We start from the raw sequence: 16,445 nt of genomic DNA on the forward strand, positions 1-16,445 counted from the left end.
AGATTTCAAGCAGCAGGTTGCTCGGCCCAAAGCTCCTTGATGCGCAGAATCTCCGGCAGACAATCGATGAACAGTTCGGTCAGGCGCGGATCGAAGTGGCGACCGCTCTGCTCACGCAGGAAGTCGACCGCGGCCTCTACTGTCCATGCCTGCTTGTAAGGGCGCACGCTGGTCAGCGCATCGAACACATCGGCGATTGCCACGATGCGGCCTTCCAGGGGAATGTCCTCACCGCTCAGACCGTTGGGATAGCCGCTGCCGTCCCACTTCTCGTGGTGAGACAGGGCAATCCGTTGCGCCGTACGCAACAACCCCGAACTGTGTTCGCCAATGATCCGCGCGCCGATTTCCACATGCTGGCGCATCACCTGCCATTCCTGCTCATCGAGCTTGCCTGGCTTGCGCAGTACAGCATCGGGAATACCGATCTTGCCGACGTCATGCATTGGCGCGGCGTTGAGCAGTTCCTCGGCAGCGCTCTCGCTGAATCCTGCGGCCAGTGCCAGCACCTTGGAGAAGTGGCTCATGCGGATGACGTGCAAGCCCGTCTCGTTGTCCTTGTACTCTGCCGCCATGCCCAGGCGCTGAACGATCTGCAGACGGGTCTGCCTCAGCTCGTCAACCCGCACCAACGACAGGTGGGTGCGCACCCGCGCCCGCACAATGGGCGGGCTCACCGGCTTGGTGATGTAGTCCACCGCACCGACCTCGAAGCCACGCGCCTCATCGTCGACATCACCGAGGGCAGTGACGAAGATCACCGGGATCGCCTTCAGCAGCAGGTTGGCCTTGAGCTGCTCACACACCTCATAGCCGGTCATGCCCGGCATCATCACGTCGAGCAGAATCAGGTCAGGTCGCTCGCGCTCGGCCATTTCCAGTGCGCGGGCACCCTCCTTGGCGAACAGCAGGCGATAGTCTTCCTGCAGGATATGACGCAATACCTGCAGGTTGGTGGGCTCGTCGTCGACCAGCAGCAACAGCGGACGGGTATCGGCAGCCAGGCTCATGATGGGGTCGTGTCCTCGTCATGCAGTTGCAACAGCAGTTTATCCAGCACGACCAGGGCCTGATCGAAATCGAAGTCATCCAGCGCCTGGCGCATATCATTCAGGGCTACAGCGTAGGCTGTTCCCCCAGCAGCGTACTCCATGGCCGCCAGGGTCTCATCGTCCAGGCCGCCACGCTGCAGGGCATGACGCAGCTGACCGGCCTGTTCACGCAGCGAAGACAAGTCAGCAGTCGGGCTCTGGACCGCAGAGCTAACCTCGGGCACCTGCGGGACCACCGCCTTGACCGTCTGCAAGGTCTGATCGAGCTCCGCGAGCAATGCAGGCAGAGCCTGCTCGTCCTGTGCCTGGAACGCTCGCTCGATCGACTGCCCCAGGCTTGCCAGGCTGGCCATCGCCAGGTTGCCGGCGGCGCCGTGCAGCCGGTGCGCCAGCGCCTCGCCCTCACGCCAGTCGCGCGCGGCCAGAAGCTGGCTGAGACGCTCGACCAGCTCATGTTGTTCACCGATGAAGCTGTTGATCGCCCGAGCCATGCGCAACGGCCCACCCCAGAGGTTGCCGCCACGCACCCAGTCGAACAGGCCGGCGTCAGCAACACGAGTGGCGCTGACCACGGCACTGGGTACATCGGTCAGGCCGAGCAACCGGGCGATTTCCCACAGCAATGCACTGACGTCCAGCGGCTTCGAGGCGAAGCCATTCATGCCCGAATCCAGTGCCGCCTGACGATCCTGATCGAGTACGCTGGCAGTCAGGGCAATGATCGGTATCGGCTCTCTTGCCTCGGCGGCTTCCAGCTCACGAATCCGCCGCGAAGCCTCCAGACCGTCGACTCCCGGCATCTGCACATCCATCAGGATCAGATCGAAGCGCTCCTCGATAAAGGCCTGAAGCGCGCCTTCACCATCGCCGACGCAGTGCACGCGATGGCCGAAATGCTCCAGGGTCAACTGCAACAACTCGAGATTCTGCGGCACGTCATCGGCTGCAAGGATGTTCAACGGCCCCAGCTGCGGCATCACGGCACGCTGCTGCGACGCCCGGCGCTTACCGGCGCACAGCGGTAGTTCGACGCTGAAACAGCTGCCCTGCCCTTCGGTGCTTTCGACCCGCAGGCGACCTCCCATCAATTCGACCAGCTGGCGGGAGATGGTCGTCCCCAGCCCAGTGCCGCCGAAGCGTCGACTCATCGACGCATCGGCCTGGGCGAAGGGCTCGAAGATCTTTTCCAGACGGTCGGCTGCGATACCGATACCGGTGTCTTTCACCGCCAGGCGCATGGCGCCCGGCTCGCCGCTCACCTTCAGGCATACCTCGCCCTGCAGGGTGAACTTGACCGCATTGCCGAGCAGGTTAGTCAAGACCTGTTGCAGACGCAGCGGGTCGCCGCAGAAGAACTCGTTGAGCGTCGGCGGGTAGTCCAGGTAAAGCTGCAGGCCTTTGCTTTCGGCGGCCAGGCATTGGCTGGCGATCACCTGCTCGCACAGCTCGCGCAGCGAGAAATCAAGCTGTTCCAATTCGATGGCGCCACGGTCGAGCTTGGCCGTATCGAGGATGTCGTTGAGCAGCCCCAGCAGCGAGCGCGACGAATGCTGCACGGTGCTGAGGTGGCGACGCTGCTCACTGGAAAGCGGGGTTTCCAGCAGCAGCTCGGTGAAGCCGATGATGGCGTTCATCGGCGTACGAATTTCATGGCTCATGTTGGCCAGGAAGCTGCTACGAGCGGCAGCCGCGGCCTCGGCACGGTCACGGGCGGCACGCAGTTCCTGCTCCATCACACGACGAGGCGTGAGGTCGGTTGCCAGCTTGACCACCTTGAACGGCTTGCCATCGGTATCGAGGATCGGGTTGTAGCTGGCCTGGATCCAGACCTCACGCCCATCCTTGCCCTTGCGACGATACTCGCCGGTGCGGAAGTGCCCGGCGCGCAGATCGGCCCAGCCCTGGCGGTAGCTGTCGCTGGCGATCTGATCCGGGTAACAGAACATGGTGTGGTGGCGGCCGATCACGTCTTCGAGCTCGTAATCGAACAGTGCCAGGGCGTTATCGTTGACCGCCAGAATGTTGCCCTCGAGATCGAACTCGATCAGTGCCATGGCCTTGCTGATCGCGGTGACCTTGCCCTCGTACTCGGCATTGCGTCGCTTGCTTTCGGTCTGATCGAGCAACACACCATCGATCCAGCGCGGCACACCGTTATCGTCGCAGACCGCACTGCCGCTCTCCCAGATCCAGTGTTCCTCACCCTCACGGTCGAACAGACGATACTCGATCGTGTAGTTGCGCCCCTGCTCGACCGCCTCTACCACCTCGTCGGCGACTCGCTGATAGTCATCGGGATGATACAGGTCGGCGATCGAACAACGCCGGCTGATGAAGTCCTCGGTGCTGTAGCCGGTCAGGCTCTGCACCGCATCGCTGATGAACAGCATGGTCCAGTCGCGATCGAGCAGGCAGCGAAACGACACCCCCGGAATATTGCTGATCAGCGAACGATACTGCTGCTCGCTATCCCGCAGTGCCGTCTCCATGGCCTGGCGCTCACTGATATCGGCCACGAACACCACGAACAGCGGGCGGCTGCCCGCATGTGTGATGCCAACGCTGATGCGCACGGGCTTCTCTTCCCCGTCGCGAGTCAGGCAGGCCAGTTCCTGCTCACCTGCCGGCAGGGACAGACGCCCTGTCCTGAGGTAATCGGCCAACAACGCTTCGACCTGATCGACATAACGGGGCGGCATCAGCGAGCGCATGTGTAACCCGACCAACTCCTGCGGTGCCCAACCGAACAGACGGGAGACCGCACGGTTGGCCGAGCAAATCCTACCGCTGTGGTCGACAGTGATGATGGCGTCCAGCGCCGTATCGAATATCGAGCGCAGGTGCTGCTCGCTGGCCTTGAGCTGGCGGCTGATGCGGCGGTAGCGCAGCAGCGTATTGACTGCCACCACGAAGACGGTCAGGACGACGGTCAACAGCGCGATGGCGATGGCGATATAGCCGCTGTCCATCACGCTCATCGGAGCGTCCGACTCGGGCGAGCCAACGAAGCGCGCCGCCGCCATGCCGGTGTAATGCATGCCACTGATGGCCAGGCCCATGACCAGGGCACTGAGCAACAGCGCCCAGGGCGTCGGCAGGCGCCCTTCCAGGCCGAAGCACACCCACAACGCAAGAATGGCCAAGGCAACGGCAACGAGGATGGACAGAGCGAACATCCAGGGGTCATAACGCAACAGCGGCGCCATCTGCATCGCGGCCATGCCGCTGTAATGCATGGCGCCGATACCGGCACCGACCAGTACGCCGCCCACACACAGCTGCAGCGGGCTCAGGTCACGTCGCGCCAGCAGGCTCAGTGCGACCCAAGATGCGGCCAGCCCCGGCAGTATCGACAACAAGGTGATACCCAGATCGAAACGCACCGCTGCGCACAGCTCAAAGGCGAGCATGCCAAGAAAATGCATGGACCAGATACCGCCGCCCAGGGCGAGCGAGCCGGTGAGGATGGTGATTTGCCTGGCGACCGGATGCGAACTGTCGCGCGCTTCGCCGGCCAGTTGCAACGCCATGCCCGCGGCGAACACGGCAATCGCCAGCGATAACAGCACCAACGGAGTGTCGTAGCTACTGAGCACAAGGACACTCGGGTCCGCACCCATGATGAAGAACAACTCGAAGATCGACATACAACCCCAGGGTACTGACAAAAAGCCAGCCAATTGCCAGCATCTGAAACGACGGGGCTGCGCTTGTCAAATCCCACTGATCTATCGCGCCCATAGAAAAGCCCGCCGGAGCGGGCTTGTTCTACAGCGTAGCCAATCAGGCGGAGAGTTCCACCAGCAGCTTGTTCAGACGCTGCACGTAAGCTGCAGGGTCCTTGAGGCTGTCACCAGCGGCCAGGGCGGCCTGGTCGAACAGGATGTGCGACAGATCGGCAAAGCGATCCTCATCCGGCTCGGCATCCAGGCGTTCGATCAGCGGGTGCGCCGGGTTGAACTCGAAGATCGGCTTGGCATCCGGCACCTTCTGCCCACTGGCTTCGAGAATCTGGCGCATCTGCAGCCCCAGGTCCTGCTCGCCAATGGCCAGGATCGCCGGCGAGTCGGTCAGGCGGTGCGACACGCGAACCTCGGTGACCTGTTCACCCAGCGCGCCCTTGAGGCGCTCGATCAACCCTTCCTTGGCCTTGGCGACTTCTTCCTGGGCCTTCTTGTCCTCTTCCGAGTCCAGCTTGCCCAGATCCAGGTCGCCACGAGCCACGTCGACGAACTGCTTGCCGTCGAACTCGGTCAGGTAGCTCATCAGCCATTCGTCGATGCGATCGGTGAGCAGCAGCACTTCGATGCCTTTCTTGCGGAAGACTTCCAGGTGCGGGCTGTTCTTGATCTGCGCGTAACTTTCACCCGTGAGGTAGTAGATCTTGTCCTGACCGTCCTTGACGCGGCCCAGGTAGTCGGCCAGCGACACCGACTGCTCATCGCCCTCACCCGCGGTGGAAGCGAAACGCAGCAGGCCAGCGATCTTCTCCTTGTTGGCGAAGTCTTCCGCCGGGCCTTCCTTGAGCACCTGGCCGAAGGTTTTCCAGAAGTTCTGGTAATCCTCCGCTTTGTCTTTCGCCAGTTTCTCCAGCATGTCCAGCACACGCTTGGTCAGCGCCGACTTCATGGAGTCGATGACCGGGCCGGCCTGCAGTATCTCGCGGGAGACGTTCAGCGACAGGTCGTTGGAGTCGACCACGCCCTTGATGAAGCGCAGGTACAGCGGCAGGAACTGATCCGCCTGGTCCATGATGAACACGCGCTGCACGTATAGCTTGAGTCCCTTGGGCGCTTCGCGCTGGTACAGGTCGAACGGCGCACGAGCCGGCACGTAGAGCAGCGAGGTGTACTCCAGCTTGCCCTCGACCTTGTTGTGGCTCCAGGCCAGCGGGTTCTCGAAGTCATGGCCGACGTGCTTGTAGAACTCCTGATATTCCTCGTCCTTGATCTCGGTACGCGGACGGGTCCACAGCGCGCTGGCGCGGTTGACAGTTTCCCACTCAAGCTCTGCCGGCTTGTCCTCGCCTTGGTGCTCCTTCGGCAGCTCGATGGGCAGCGCGATATGGTCGGAGTACTTCTTGACGATATTGCGCAGGCGCCAGCCATCGGCGAATTCTTCTTCACCGCTCTTGAGGTGCAGGACGATGCGAGTACCGCGCTCGGCTTTGTCGACGGTCGCAACTTCGAAATCGCCCTCGCCCTTCGACGACCAATGCACGCCTTCGCTGGCGGGGCTGCCGGCACGGCGGCTGAAGACCTCGACCTGATCGGCGACGATGAATGCCGAATAGAAGCCCACACCGAACTGACCGATCAGGTGCGAGTCCTTCTTCTGGTCGCCGGAGAGGTTCTTCAGGAAGTCGGCGGTGCCGGACTTGGCGATGGTGCCCAGGTGCGCGATGACCTCATCGCGATTCATGCCGATGCCGTTGTCTTCGAGGGTAACGGTCTTGGCGTCCTTGTCGAAGGACAGGCGGATCTTCAGTTCGGCGCCACCTTCGAGCAGCTCCGGTTTGGCCAGCGCCTCGAAACGCAGCTTGTCAGCGGCGTCGGAGGCGTTGGAGATCAACTCGCGCAGGAAGATTTCCTTGTTCGAGTACAGGGAATGAATCATCAGGTGAAGCAGCTGCTTCACCTCGGTCTGGAAGCCCAGGGTTTCTTTTTGAGTTTCCACACTCATGGTCTTCTAACTCCATCTGCAGGACAGGAACCGCTATGGCGGCGGATGACCTACAGATGGGGCCAGCTGGATTAATTTCAAGGGCTTGCTGCATGCTCATCATCGTTTCTGGCAGGTACAAGCCGCCCGCGAAGCGAATATGGAGAGCTGCCCGCACTAGGGCTCCAGTAGTTCCAGGCGGCCAATTTCTTCCGGTTTAAAACTGAAGCTGGCCTGCCCGCCACCGCTGCCCATCTGCTGGCTGAGGCGAATGCTGCCATCGGCGTCGACACCGACAAAGCGTCCTTCAACCGTTCCGCCGCTGGCGCGGCTCAAACGCATGCTGAGGTTGCGGTACTGCTCGGGGTTACGCTGCAGGCGTGCCAGGCTGAAACGCTGGCGACGGTCGAGCGGGCGACTCAGGCGCTCCTCGACGGGTGCAGCGTCACTTTGTTGGGCAGGCGGTCGCGAGACGACGGCAGGCAATGCCGGAAAGCGATCGCCGCTGACCGTCCAACCATGCTGGGGGCGCTTCTGCAGACGAATCGGCAGACTTTCGCTACGTCCGGCCACTTGCGCATCGACCTGCAATTCCAGGGTGTCACCCTCGAAGGTGAACACCGGTAGCTTCAACTCGCGTACATCGCGCGTGGCAAAACGTCGTTGCAGGTAGTCCTGCAGGACATGGGCGATGGTGTCACGCGAGTCGTACCGGGTATCGACCTGTCCTTGGGCATAGCGCAGGCGGTCACGGTACAGCTCGACTCGACCACTGAGGCTGGTCTTGAAACTGGGCGGCAATACCAGGTGAAAATCACCGACCAGCCGATTGGGCGCCTGCGGCTGCAGATCCAGGTGCAGGGTATAGCCGCGACTGAGACGACGGGCCTCGGGCAGATCCTGCTCCGGCAACAACCAGCTCAGCTCCACCTCCGGCAGATTGCCGCTGTCCTGGGGCAACACGTCGACACGCACGGCGCCCTCGACGGGCTGCGGCAGACGTATGCTCAACTCGCGCAGTGCGAAGAAGTCCAGGCCCTCGCGCAGCACCAGTACGCCATCGATCAGCTCACCCTGCTGCGGCCGAAACGGCTGACCATTGAGCTGGCCACGCAGGTCGATTGCCAGCTCCGCCGGCGCCTGCACTTCGGGCTTGAGCCAGTCGAGGCGAGCGATCGCCGCCAGACGCTCGGCATCCTTGTTGGCCAGCAAGGTCAGGCCCACCACCAGCGGGATGACGCCAAGCGCGATCAGCATGACCGCACTACGGGCACGCGCCCAGTGGCGCACCACGTAGATCAGGGTAATAGGTGGAATCAGGCTGCCCCACCCCCACAACAGGCTGGTGGCGAAGGCACGCATGACCAGCCAGACCAGACCAACCAGCATCAGCAGCAGGCCACCAATTATCAGTAACGCATCCATCTACAGAATCCTTGTCATGATTTGCTGCGCTACCGATCCGCCTGGGTTTCGTCGACTCAGGGCTCATCGACCTTGAAGTGGGCACGGGCGGTGGCAATCGGCTCGGTCCGCGTCGTTTGCCAGGCGGTGATCGCCACATTGGCCACCCGCCGCCCCTGACGCCAGACCTGGCACTGCGCATAGGTGTCACGATAATGACCAGCGCGCAGGTAATCTATCGAGAAGTCGATGATTTTGGGCAAATGTGGAATACCCATGAACATCAATAGATGAAGCATGGCGGCATGTTCCATGAAGCCGGCGATCACGCCACCATGCAATGCAGGCAGAACCGGGTTGCCAATGCAGTCACGATTGGCCGGCAGACGGAAGACCATGTCGTCACCCAGACGCAGGCACTCGATGCCGAGCAGCTTGGCGTAGGGAATCAGGCTGATCAGCGGGTCGTAGTCGTCTTGCTGATGCGCACGAGCCACCAGTTGCTCAAGGTTCAGTTCGCTCATGCGTCACCGCCTTGCTGGACGTTCTGCTTCAGCTCACCTGCGCCAGCCTGCGCGGCCTTGCCCATGCGCATGAAGGTACCGACCACGTGGGCAATCGGCTGCTCAGGATCGTCCTGATAGGCATAGCCACGGGTGAAGATGACGTTGGGCGTAACCCGGTAGCACTCGGCGAAACCGAACACGTCCTTGCCGGGCTCGGCCGGATGCATGTAGTCGATGCGCAGGTCGAGGGTCGGGCAGATTTCGAACTCCGGCAGCACGCAAACCGTGGAGATACCGCAGGTGGTGTCCATCAGTGTGGTGATGGCGCCACCGTGAACCACGCCGGTGTCCGGGTTGCCCACGATGTGCGCTGCATAAGGCAGTCGCAGCGTCAGCCCTTTGCCGTCCGCTGACTCGACACTCATGCCCAGCACCTGGCAATGACGCAATGCGGCCAGAAACCGCTGCGCCCGCGCCTGAATCGACTGCTCACTCATCACTTTCGCGCTCTGCTCTGCCATGGAAAAAAGGCTGCGCATGATAGCGCCTCGCGCCGGGACTCACAGCCGTTTCGCCAGCACGCCATCAGGGACAAGGGAACTTATGGGCGGTCCCGGCATTCGAAGTGACTGTGCGTTATGGGGTCAACCCAGCCACTAACAACTCTCACACATGGAGTGATCACCGTGAACAAACCTCTGACTTATGCCCTGCTGCTTGCCACTGCCCTGGGTCTCGCCGCCTGCGAGAAAACCCCGGAAGACAAGATGGAGTCGGCCAAGGAGTCAGTCTCCGAAGCCATGGAGAACGTGGGCGATGCAGCCAAAGACACTGGCGAAGCCATCGAACAGAAAACCAACGAAGCCCTGGGTAACGAACCTACCACTGGCGAAAAGATTGAGGATGCGGCCGGTGATGCGGCCGACGCCATCGAGGATGCCGGCGACGAAGCCAAAGACGCTGTCGACGGCAAGTAACCTCAGCTCGAAAGAAAAAGGCCCGCGATGCGGGCTTTTTTCATCTCAGCGCAGGGCTGATCATCAACAACAGGCTGCAGGCCAGGCCCAGCACCCACACCAGGCTGCGCTGCCAGTGCAGATCCCACCAGTAGAACAGCATATACAGCACACGGCTGACGACGAAGGTGATCGCCAGGATGTCGACCAGAAAGCCATAGGTCTGTGTGCTGTGCGCCATCAGCACACCCGCCGCGAACAATGGAAATGCCTCGATGCTGTTCAAGTGCGCAGCCAGGGCTCGCGCACCGAAACCCGTCAGGCGTGCCTGCTGGGCACGGGGATGATGATTGTCGTAACGACCACCGCCCTCTGCGGCCATGGCTTTGGCCACGGGCGCCTTGGCGATGAAGATCAACAAGGCGCTGATGAAGACGCACCAGAATGGAATGCTCATTCACTCTTCTCCTTGGCCACCTCGGCGGCCGGCGTTGGGGTATAGACCATCACTTCCAGCACATCCGAATGGAATTCGCGGCGATACAGTACGACCACAACCCCGGCAGTCACCAGCATGAAGAACCAGGGGTTGATGAACCAGGCCAGTGTCGCCATACCGAAATAATAGGCGCGCAAGCCGAAGTTGAACTGGTTGGCAGCCATCGAGATGACCCGCGCCGTGCGCTCACCGAAAGCCTTACGCTCCTGCTCGGTGACATGTCGCTCCCCCACCATCGGCGCCGACCCCACCAGCACGGCTGCGAAGTTGTACTGACGCATGCACCAGCTGAAGGTGAAGAAGGCATAGACGAAGATCACCCCCAGGCACAGCAGCTTGATTTCCGACAGCCCGCGGCTGGCCGGCTGCACGAAAGGAATGTCGGCCAACAGCGACAGCGCGCGATCCGAAGCGCCCAGTACGGTGAGGATACCGGCCAGGATGATCAGTGTGCTGGACGCGAAGAACGAGGCGTTGCGCTCCAGATTGCCGATCACGTTGGCGTCGGCAATGCGGTTTTCGCGCATCAGCATGCGGCGCATCCAGTCCTCGCGGTACAGGTGCAGCACGCTGGCAAGACAGGGTGTGGTTTGCGCCTTCAACGAGGCATAGCGGGTATAGCCTCCCCAACACAGAACGAACCAGAGTGGGGCCAGAAAATGAGGCAGATACGGATAGCTGTTGAGCATGCTGACTCCTTGCAAGACTGCTGCCGATTATAGCCAGCCCACCTACATCCTTGTTCGACAAAAAAGGCCGCCTTGTGGGCAGCCTTTGTTGTTTAGCGCAGGTTTCAAGCAGTAGCGCGTTGACGCAACCCGAGGATGCGATCCAACAGCGTCACCAGGGCCAGCGTCAGCACCACCGGCACCAGCCAGCCCAGGCTCTGGCCGGCCAGAGGCAACTGCCCGAACCAGGCCGGGACCTTGTCGGCCCATGGCGTGGCGGCAATGCCATCGGCCACGCCGAAGATCAGCGTCACGGCCATCACCGGTACAAACACCAGCGACTGGGAAAGCCACAAGCGGTTGGCCAGGCTCAGCGCGATCAGCACGATAGCCAGCGGGTACAGACCGACCAGCACCGGGATGGAGAAGCTGATCAGTTGGGTCAGCCCCTGATTCGCCACCAGCAGACTGAAGAGACCGAAGACGATCACCACGCTGCGGTAGGAAACCGGCAACAGCTTGCTGAAGAACTCGCCGCATGCCGTGAGCAGGCCCACGGCGGTCGTCAGGCACGCCAGGGTGATGACCACTGCGAGCAGCAGGCTGCCGGTATTGCCGAAGGTGTGCTGCACATAGGTCGTCAGCACCTGGACGCCGTTCTGCGCATCGCCAGCGATGCCCTGGCTGGTGGCACCGAGATAGAACAGCGCCAGGTAAACCAGTGACAGGCCAATGGCGGCGATCACCCCGGCGATCACCGAATACCGTGTGATCAGACCCGCGTCGCTGACGCCGCGGTCGCGAATGGCGCTGGCAATGACGATACCGAAGACCAGCGCCCCCAGCGTATCCATGGTCAGGTAGCCCTGCAGAAAGCCCTGCACCAACGGCGCATCACGGTAGTTATCGGCAACCACCCCAACCTCGCCGGCCGGGGCGAACAAAGCAGCACCGCCCAGCACCAGCAGCGCCGTCAGCAGGACCGGGGTAATGAACTTGCCGATACGATCGACCAGTTGCCCCGGATTGAGGGAAAGGAACAGCACGACCGCGAAATACGCCAGGGTATAGATCAGCAGCGGCGCACCTTCATTACCGGTGAACGGTGCGATACCCATCTCGAACGACACCACGGCGGTACGCGGCGTTGCGAACAGCGGCCCGATGGCCAGATACACCGCCACTGCCAGGATGGTTCCGGCCACCTTGCCCAGCGGCGCGGTGAGCAGGTCCATACCACCACCCACTCGGGCCAGGGCCACCACGGTCAGCAGCGGCAGGCCGACACCGGTCAGCAGGAAGCCAAGGGCCGCAGGCAGCAGATTCTCACCCGCAGCCAGACCGGCACTCGGGGGGAAGATGATGTTGCCGGCGCCGAGGAACAACGCAAATGTCATGAAGCCGAGGGCCAGGAGATCCGAGCCTTTCAAACGAGTCATAGAGGGAAATACCGGAAGCAGAAATCGAAGAGTTGCGAGGGTTTCCTTGGGGATCGGGAAACGTCGCCCGAGCGTTTGGCTCGAACCACTGCAGGCATCGCCAGGCGCTTGTGGCACCACGGACACGGAATAAGGCGCGGATACTAACGAAAAGCGCCCTGCAGCAGCACAGTTGCCGGGCGAGCTGTCGAACTGGCGTAACTGACTGTCGCATCAACAACACTTACGAAGCAGGCGCCCCCGGCGGCACGGCACTTCGCCAGGGGCGGGCCGAATCGGCTGCGGTACAGAAACCGCACAAACAAAAAGACCACCCGAAGGTGGCCTTTTTGCGAGGGTCATCAACGCTTAGGCGTTTTTGACTTCCCAACCGGTCAGCTCAGCCAGGGCCTTGCCGATGTCAGCCAGGGAACGCACGGTTTTCACACCAGCGTCCTGCAGCGCAGCGAATTTCTCGTCTGCAGTGCCCTTGCCGCCAGAGATGATGGCGCCAGCATGGCCCATGCGCTTGCCGGGCGGAGCGGTCACACCAGCGATGTAGGAAACTACAGGCTTGGTGACGTTGGCCTTGATGAAGGCAGCCGCTTCTTCTTCAGCCGAACCGCCGATCTCACCGATCATGACGATCGCTTCGGTCTTCGGATCTTCCTGGAACAGCTTCAGGATATCGATGAAGTTGGAGCCCGGGATGGGGTCGCCGCCGATGCCCACGCAGGTGGACTGGCCGAAGCCGGCGTCGGTGGTCTGCTTGACGGCTTCATAGGTCAGGGTGCCCGAACGGGACACGATGCCGACTTTGCCTGGCAGGTGGATGTGACCCGGCATGATGCCGATCTTGCACTCGCCGGGAGTGATCACGCCCGGGCAGTTCGGGCCGATCAGGCGTACGCCCAGCTCGTCGCACTTGACCTTGGCTTCCAGCATATCGATGGTCGGAATGCCTTCGGTGATGCAGACGATCAGCTTGATGCCGCCGTTGGCTGCTTCCAGGATCGAGTCCTTGCAGAACGGAGCCGGAACGTAGATGACCGACGCTTCAGCGCCAGTGGCTTCTACGGCTTCCTTGACGGTGTTGAACACCGGCAGGCCCAGGTGAGTGCTGCCACCCTTGCCCGGAGTCACGCCGCCGACCATCTTGGTGCCGTAGGCGATGGCTTGTTCGCTGTGGAAGGTGCCCTGCGAGCCAGTGAAGCCCTGGCAGATGACCTTGGTGTCTTTATTGATCAGGATGCTCATTACTTACCCTCCGCGGCCTTGACGACCTGCTGGGCAGCGTCGGTCAGGCTGGTTGCCGCGATGATGTTCAGACCGCTTTCGGCCAGGACCTTGGCGCCCAGCTCGGCGTTGTTACCTTCCAGGCGGACGACCACCGGGATCTTCACGCCGACTTCTTTCACGGCGCCGATGATGCCTTCGGCAATCATGTCGCAACGAACGATACCGCCGAAGATGTTCACCAGAACGGCTTTGACGTTGTCATCGGAGAGGATGATCTTGAACGCTTCGGTCACGCGCTCTTTGGTCGCGCCACCACCTACGTCGAGGAAGTTGGCCGGCTGACCGCCGTGCAGGTTGACGATGTCCATGGTACCCATGGCCAGGCCAGCACCGTTGACCATGCAACCGATGTTGCCTTCCAGCGCAACGTAGTTCAGTTCCCACTTCTGCGCATGGGCTTCACGCGGATCGTCCTGGGACGGATCGTGCATGGCGCGCAGCTTGGGCTGACGGTACATGGCGTTGGAGTCGATGTTGATCTTGGCGTCCAGGCAGTGCAGGTTGCCATCGGCCTTGATCACCAGCGGGTTCACTTCCAGCAGCGCCAGGTCGTAGTCCTGGAACAGCTTGGCCAGGCCAACGAAGATGTGGGTGAACTGCTTGACCTGATCGCCTTCCAGACCCAGCTGGAAAGCCAGCTCGCGGCCCTGGTACGGCTGAGCGCCGACCAGCGGATCGACGGTGGCCTTGAGGATCTTCTCAGGGGTTTCGTGGGCCACTTTCTCGATGTCCACGCCACCTTCGGTGGAAGCCATGAACACGATACGACGGCTGGAGCGGTCCACTACAGCGCCCAGGTACAGTTCCTTGGCGATGTCGGTGCAGGATTCGACCAGGATTTTGCTGACCGGCTGACCATTGGCGTCAGTCTGGTAGGTCACCAGACGCTTGCCCAGCCAGTTGGCGGCGAAGGCCTTGGCGTCTTCTTTGCTCTTGACCAGCTTTACGCCACCGGCTTTACCGCGGCCACCAGCGTGGACCTGAGCCTTGACGACCCACTCGCTGCCACCGATTTTTTCGCAGGCTTCTGCGGCTGCTTCCGGGGTGTCTACCGCGAAGCCCTTGGATACAGGCAGGCCGTATTCAGCGAACAGCTGCTTACCCTGATACTCGTGAAGATTCATGCTTGTCTACCGTCTTCGTTTAGGTATTGCGCATTCGGCGCTGTACTTGTGATACCGCGCCACCTGTGACTGCCGAAGCAGTCCGCCGGGCGTTCCGCCGCGAGTGGAACTCGACGCGGGCCTCCCGACGTGGTTCTGCTTGCAAACACCACCGCAGTGATGAGGCGATTACGCGACGCCCCGCCTACCCCGGTGGTTTACAACAATTTGCTGTAGCCGGGCGAGCCGGCCACGTCTGACGCCTAGAACCGGTTTACGATCTGGCGAGCCAGAGATAAACGGTGGCGAAAAGGGCCGAGGAAGCGGAGTTTACATCTGTAAATGAGCATTCCGAGGCCGTTTTCAACGCCGTTTAGCCGACGCGCAGCAAATCGTATATCGGTGCTTAGCGCTTCTTGCGGTTAGCGATGTGAATCGCGCCACCGTTGACCGCCAGGGCAGCTTCGTGCAGCGCCTCGGACAGGGTCGGGTGGGAGAAGACCATCATGCCCAGGTCTTCGGCACTGGTACCGAACTCCATGCCGATTGCACCTTGCTGTACCAGCTCGGCAGCGCTTGGGCCGATCACGTGGACGCCCAGTACGCGGTCGGTGTTGGCATCAGCGATGACCTTGACCAGACCACCGGTGTCGTTGGCAGCCATGGCGCGACCGCTGGCGGCGAACGGGAAGGTACCGATGTTGACGGCAACGCCTTCGGCCTTCAGTTGCTGCTCGGTCTTGCCGACCCATGCGATTTCCGGGTGGGTGTAGATGACCGACGGGATCAGGTCGTAGTTCATCTGCGCCTTGTGGCCAGCGATGCGCTCGGCAACCATCACGCCCTCTTCCGAGGCCTTGTGCGCGAGCATGGCGCCACGTACCACGTCACCGACGGCATAGACGCCCGGAACGCTGGTTTCGCACTGATCATTGACGTAGATGAAGCCACGCTCGTCGAGGTCCACACCGCTATCTGCAGCCAGCAGATCGGTGGTCACCGGGCGACGACCTACGGCCACGATCAGCTTGTCGAAGGTCATCTTCTGCTCGCCATTGGCGTCGGTGAAGCTGACGACGACCTGCTTCTTCTTGATTTCCGAGCCGGTCACGCGGGCACCCAGGCGGATGTCCAGACCTTGCTTGGTCAGGGTCTTCTGGGCTTCCTTGGCGATCTGCTCATCGGCAGCGGCCAGGAACTTGTCCATGGCTTCCAGCACGGTGACTTCGGAACCCAGGCGAGCCCATACCGAGCCCAGCTCCAGACCGATCACGCCAGCGCCAATGACGCCCAGCTTCTTCGGCACGCTCTGGAATTCCAGGGCGCCAGTGGAGTCGACGATCACGTCCTGATCAACCGGAGCCGGCGGGATTTCGACCGGCTTGGAGCCGGAAGCGATGATCACATGAGCGGCTTCGACCACCTGGGTCTTGCCGTCGGTGCCGGTCACTTCGACCTGCTTGCCAGCCAGCAGCTTGCCGTGGCCTTCCAGCAGGGTCACACCATTGGCCTTGAACAGCGCGCCGATGCCGCCGGTCAGGTTCTTAACGATGGTGGTCTTGCGGCCGATCATCGCCGGTACGTCGATGGTCACGCCCTTGGCTTCGATACCATGAACAGCGAAACCTTCTTTCGCCTCGTGGTACTTCCAGGAGCTGTCCAGCAGCGCCTTGGACGGAATGCAACCGACGTTCAGGCAGGTGCCGCCGAGGGCGATCTTGCCGTCCTTGCCCTGGTACTTCTCGATGCAGGCGGTCTTCAGACCGAGTTGCGCTGCTTTGATGGCGGCAACGTAGCCACCAGGGCCGGCACCGATGACTACCACGTCGAATTTCTGGGTCATAACGTATTCCTTCTCGAATAAACCGGACGGCCCTGA

13 protein-coding genes are annotated in these 16,445 nt (G+C 61.6%); 1 reads left to right on the forward strand and 12 read right to left on the reverse strand.

The window, feature by feature from the left end; translation table 11 throughout:
- Window positions 1-5: 5 nt before the first annotated feature.
- The 6 genes from ACN8M7_RS08855 to ACN8M7_RS08880 all read right to left on the reverse strand — a co-directional run bounded on the left by ACN8M7_RS08855 (window position 6) and on the right by ACN8M7_RS08880 (window position 9,120).
- The gene (locus tag ACN8M7_RS08855; protein WP_490260515.1) at window positions 6-1,010 is read right to left on the reverse strand and encodes an HD-GYP domain-containing protein; all 1,005 of its coding nucleotides are present in this window, start codon (window positions 1,008-1,010) and stop codon (window positions 6-8) included.
- Complete coding sequence (locus ACN8M7_RS08860) at window positions 1,007-4,699, reverse strand: PAS domain S-box protein (RefSeq protein ID WP_490260516.1); 3,693 nt, start codon at window positions 4,697-4,699, stop codon at window positions 1,007-1,009. The genes ACN8M7_RS08855 and ACN8M7_RS08860 overlap by 4 nt, the downstream gene beginning before the upstream one ends.
- Before the next feature lie 136 nt (window positions 4,700-4,835).
- Window positions 4,836-6,734 (reverse strand): molecular chaperone HtpG, encoded by a 1,899-nt coding sequence (htpG, locus tag ACN8M7_RS08865; protein WP_490260517.1) that lies wholly within the window; start codon window positions 6,732-6,734, stop codon window positions 4,836-4,838.
- 156 nt (window positions 6,735-6,890) lie between these two features.
- Window positions 6,891-8,138: a hypothetical protein gene (locus tag ACN8M7_RS08870; RefSeq protein ID WP_061239213.1), complete on the reverse strand. Its 1,248-nt coding sequence runs from the start codon at window positions 8,136-8,138 to the stop codon at window positions 6,891-6,893.
- A 56-nt stretch (window positions 8,139-8,194) separates the two neighbouring features.
- Window positions 8,195-8,641 (reverse strand): PaaI family thioesterase, encoded by a 447-nt coding sequence (locus tag ACN8M7_RS08875; protein WP_061239212.1) that lies wholly within the window; start codon window positions 8,639-8,641, stop codon window positions 8,195-8,197.
- On the reverse strand, window positions 8,638-9,120 hold the full coding sequence (locus tag ACN8M7_RS08880; RefSeq protein ID WP_061239559.1) for a PaaI family thioesterase: 483 nt from the start codon (window positions 9,118-9,120) through the stop codon (window positions 8,638-8,640). The genes ACN8M7_RS08875 and ACN8M7_RS08880 overlap by 4 nt, the downstream gene beginning before the upstream one ends.
- A 189-nt stretch (window positions 9,121-9,309) precedes the next feature.
- Between ACN8M7_RS08880 and ACN8M7_RS08885 the strand changes: the two genes are divergently transcribed.
- Window positions 9,310-9,600, forward strand: a complete 291-nt coding sequence (locus ACN8M7_RS08885) for a hypothetical protein (protein ID WP_231740140.1) — start codon at window positions 9,310-9,312, stop codon at window positions 9,598-9,600.
- A gap of 40 nt (window positions 9,601-9,640) precedes the next feature.
- Here ACN8M7_RS08885 and ACN8M7_RS08890 read toward each other — a convergent pair whose 3' ends face one another.
- The 6 genes from ACN8M7_RS08890 to lpdA all read right to left on the reverse strand — a co-directional run bounded on the left by ACN8M7_RS08890 (window position 9,641) and on the right by lpdA (window position 16,409).
- Window positions 9,641-10,036: an MAPEG family protein gene (locus ACN8M7_RS08890; RefSeq protein WP_061239211.1), complete on the reverse strand. Its 396-nt coding sequence runs from the start codon at window positions 10,034-10,036 to the stop codon at window positions 9,641-9,643.
- The gene (locus ACN8M7_RS08895; protein WP_061239210.1) at window positions 10,033-10,767 is read right to left on the reverse strand and encodes a DUF599 domain-containing protein; all 735 of its coding nucleotides are present in this window, start codon (window positions 10,765-10,767) and stop codon (window positions 10,033-10,035) included. The genes ACN8M7_RS08890 and ACN8M7_RS08895 overlap by 4 nt, the downstream gene beginning before the upstream one ends.
- A gap of 104 nt (window positions 10,768-10,871) precedes the next feature.
- Window positions 10,872-12,185, reverse strand: a complete 1,314-nt coding sequence (brnQ, locus tag ACN8M7_RS08900; RefSeq protein WP_490260518.1) for a branched-chain amino acid transport system II carrier protein — start codon at window positions 12,183-12,185, stop codon at window positions 10,872-10,874.
- A 348-nt stretch (window positions 12,186-12,533) separates the two neighbouring features.
- A complete protein-coding gene (gene sucD, locus ACN8M7_RS08905; protein ID WP_003240843.1) occupies window positions 12,534-13,421 on the reverse strand; it encodes a succinate--CoA ligase subunit alpha in 888 nt (295 codons plus the stop codon).
- Complete coding sequence (sucC, locus tag ACN8M7_RS08910) at window positions 13,421-14,587, reverse strand: ADP-forming succinate--CoA ligase subunit beta (protein WP_061239208.1); 1,167 nt, start codon at window positions 14,585-14,587, stop codon at window positions 13,421-13,423. Before sucC ends, sucD begins: the two co-directional genes overlap by 1 nt.
- A 385-nt stretch (window positions 14,588-14,972) precedes the next feature.
- On the reverse strand, window positions 14,973-16,409 hold the full coding sequence (gene lpdA, locus ACN8M7_RS08915) for a dihydrolipoyl dehydrogenase (protein WP_061239207.1): 1,437 nt from the start codon (window positions 16,407-16,409) through the stop codon (window positions 14,973-14,975).
- Window positions 16,410-16,445 lie beyond the last annotated feature (36 nt).

This window comes from Pseudomonas spartinae (assembly GCF_965197125.1).
Taxonomy (GTDB): domain Bacteria; phylum Pseudomonadota; class Gammaproteobacteria; order Pseudomonadales; family Pseudomonadaceae; genus Aquipseudomonas; species Aquipseudomonas composti_A.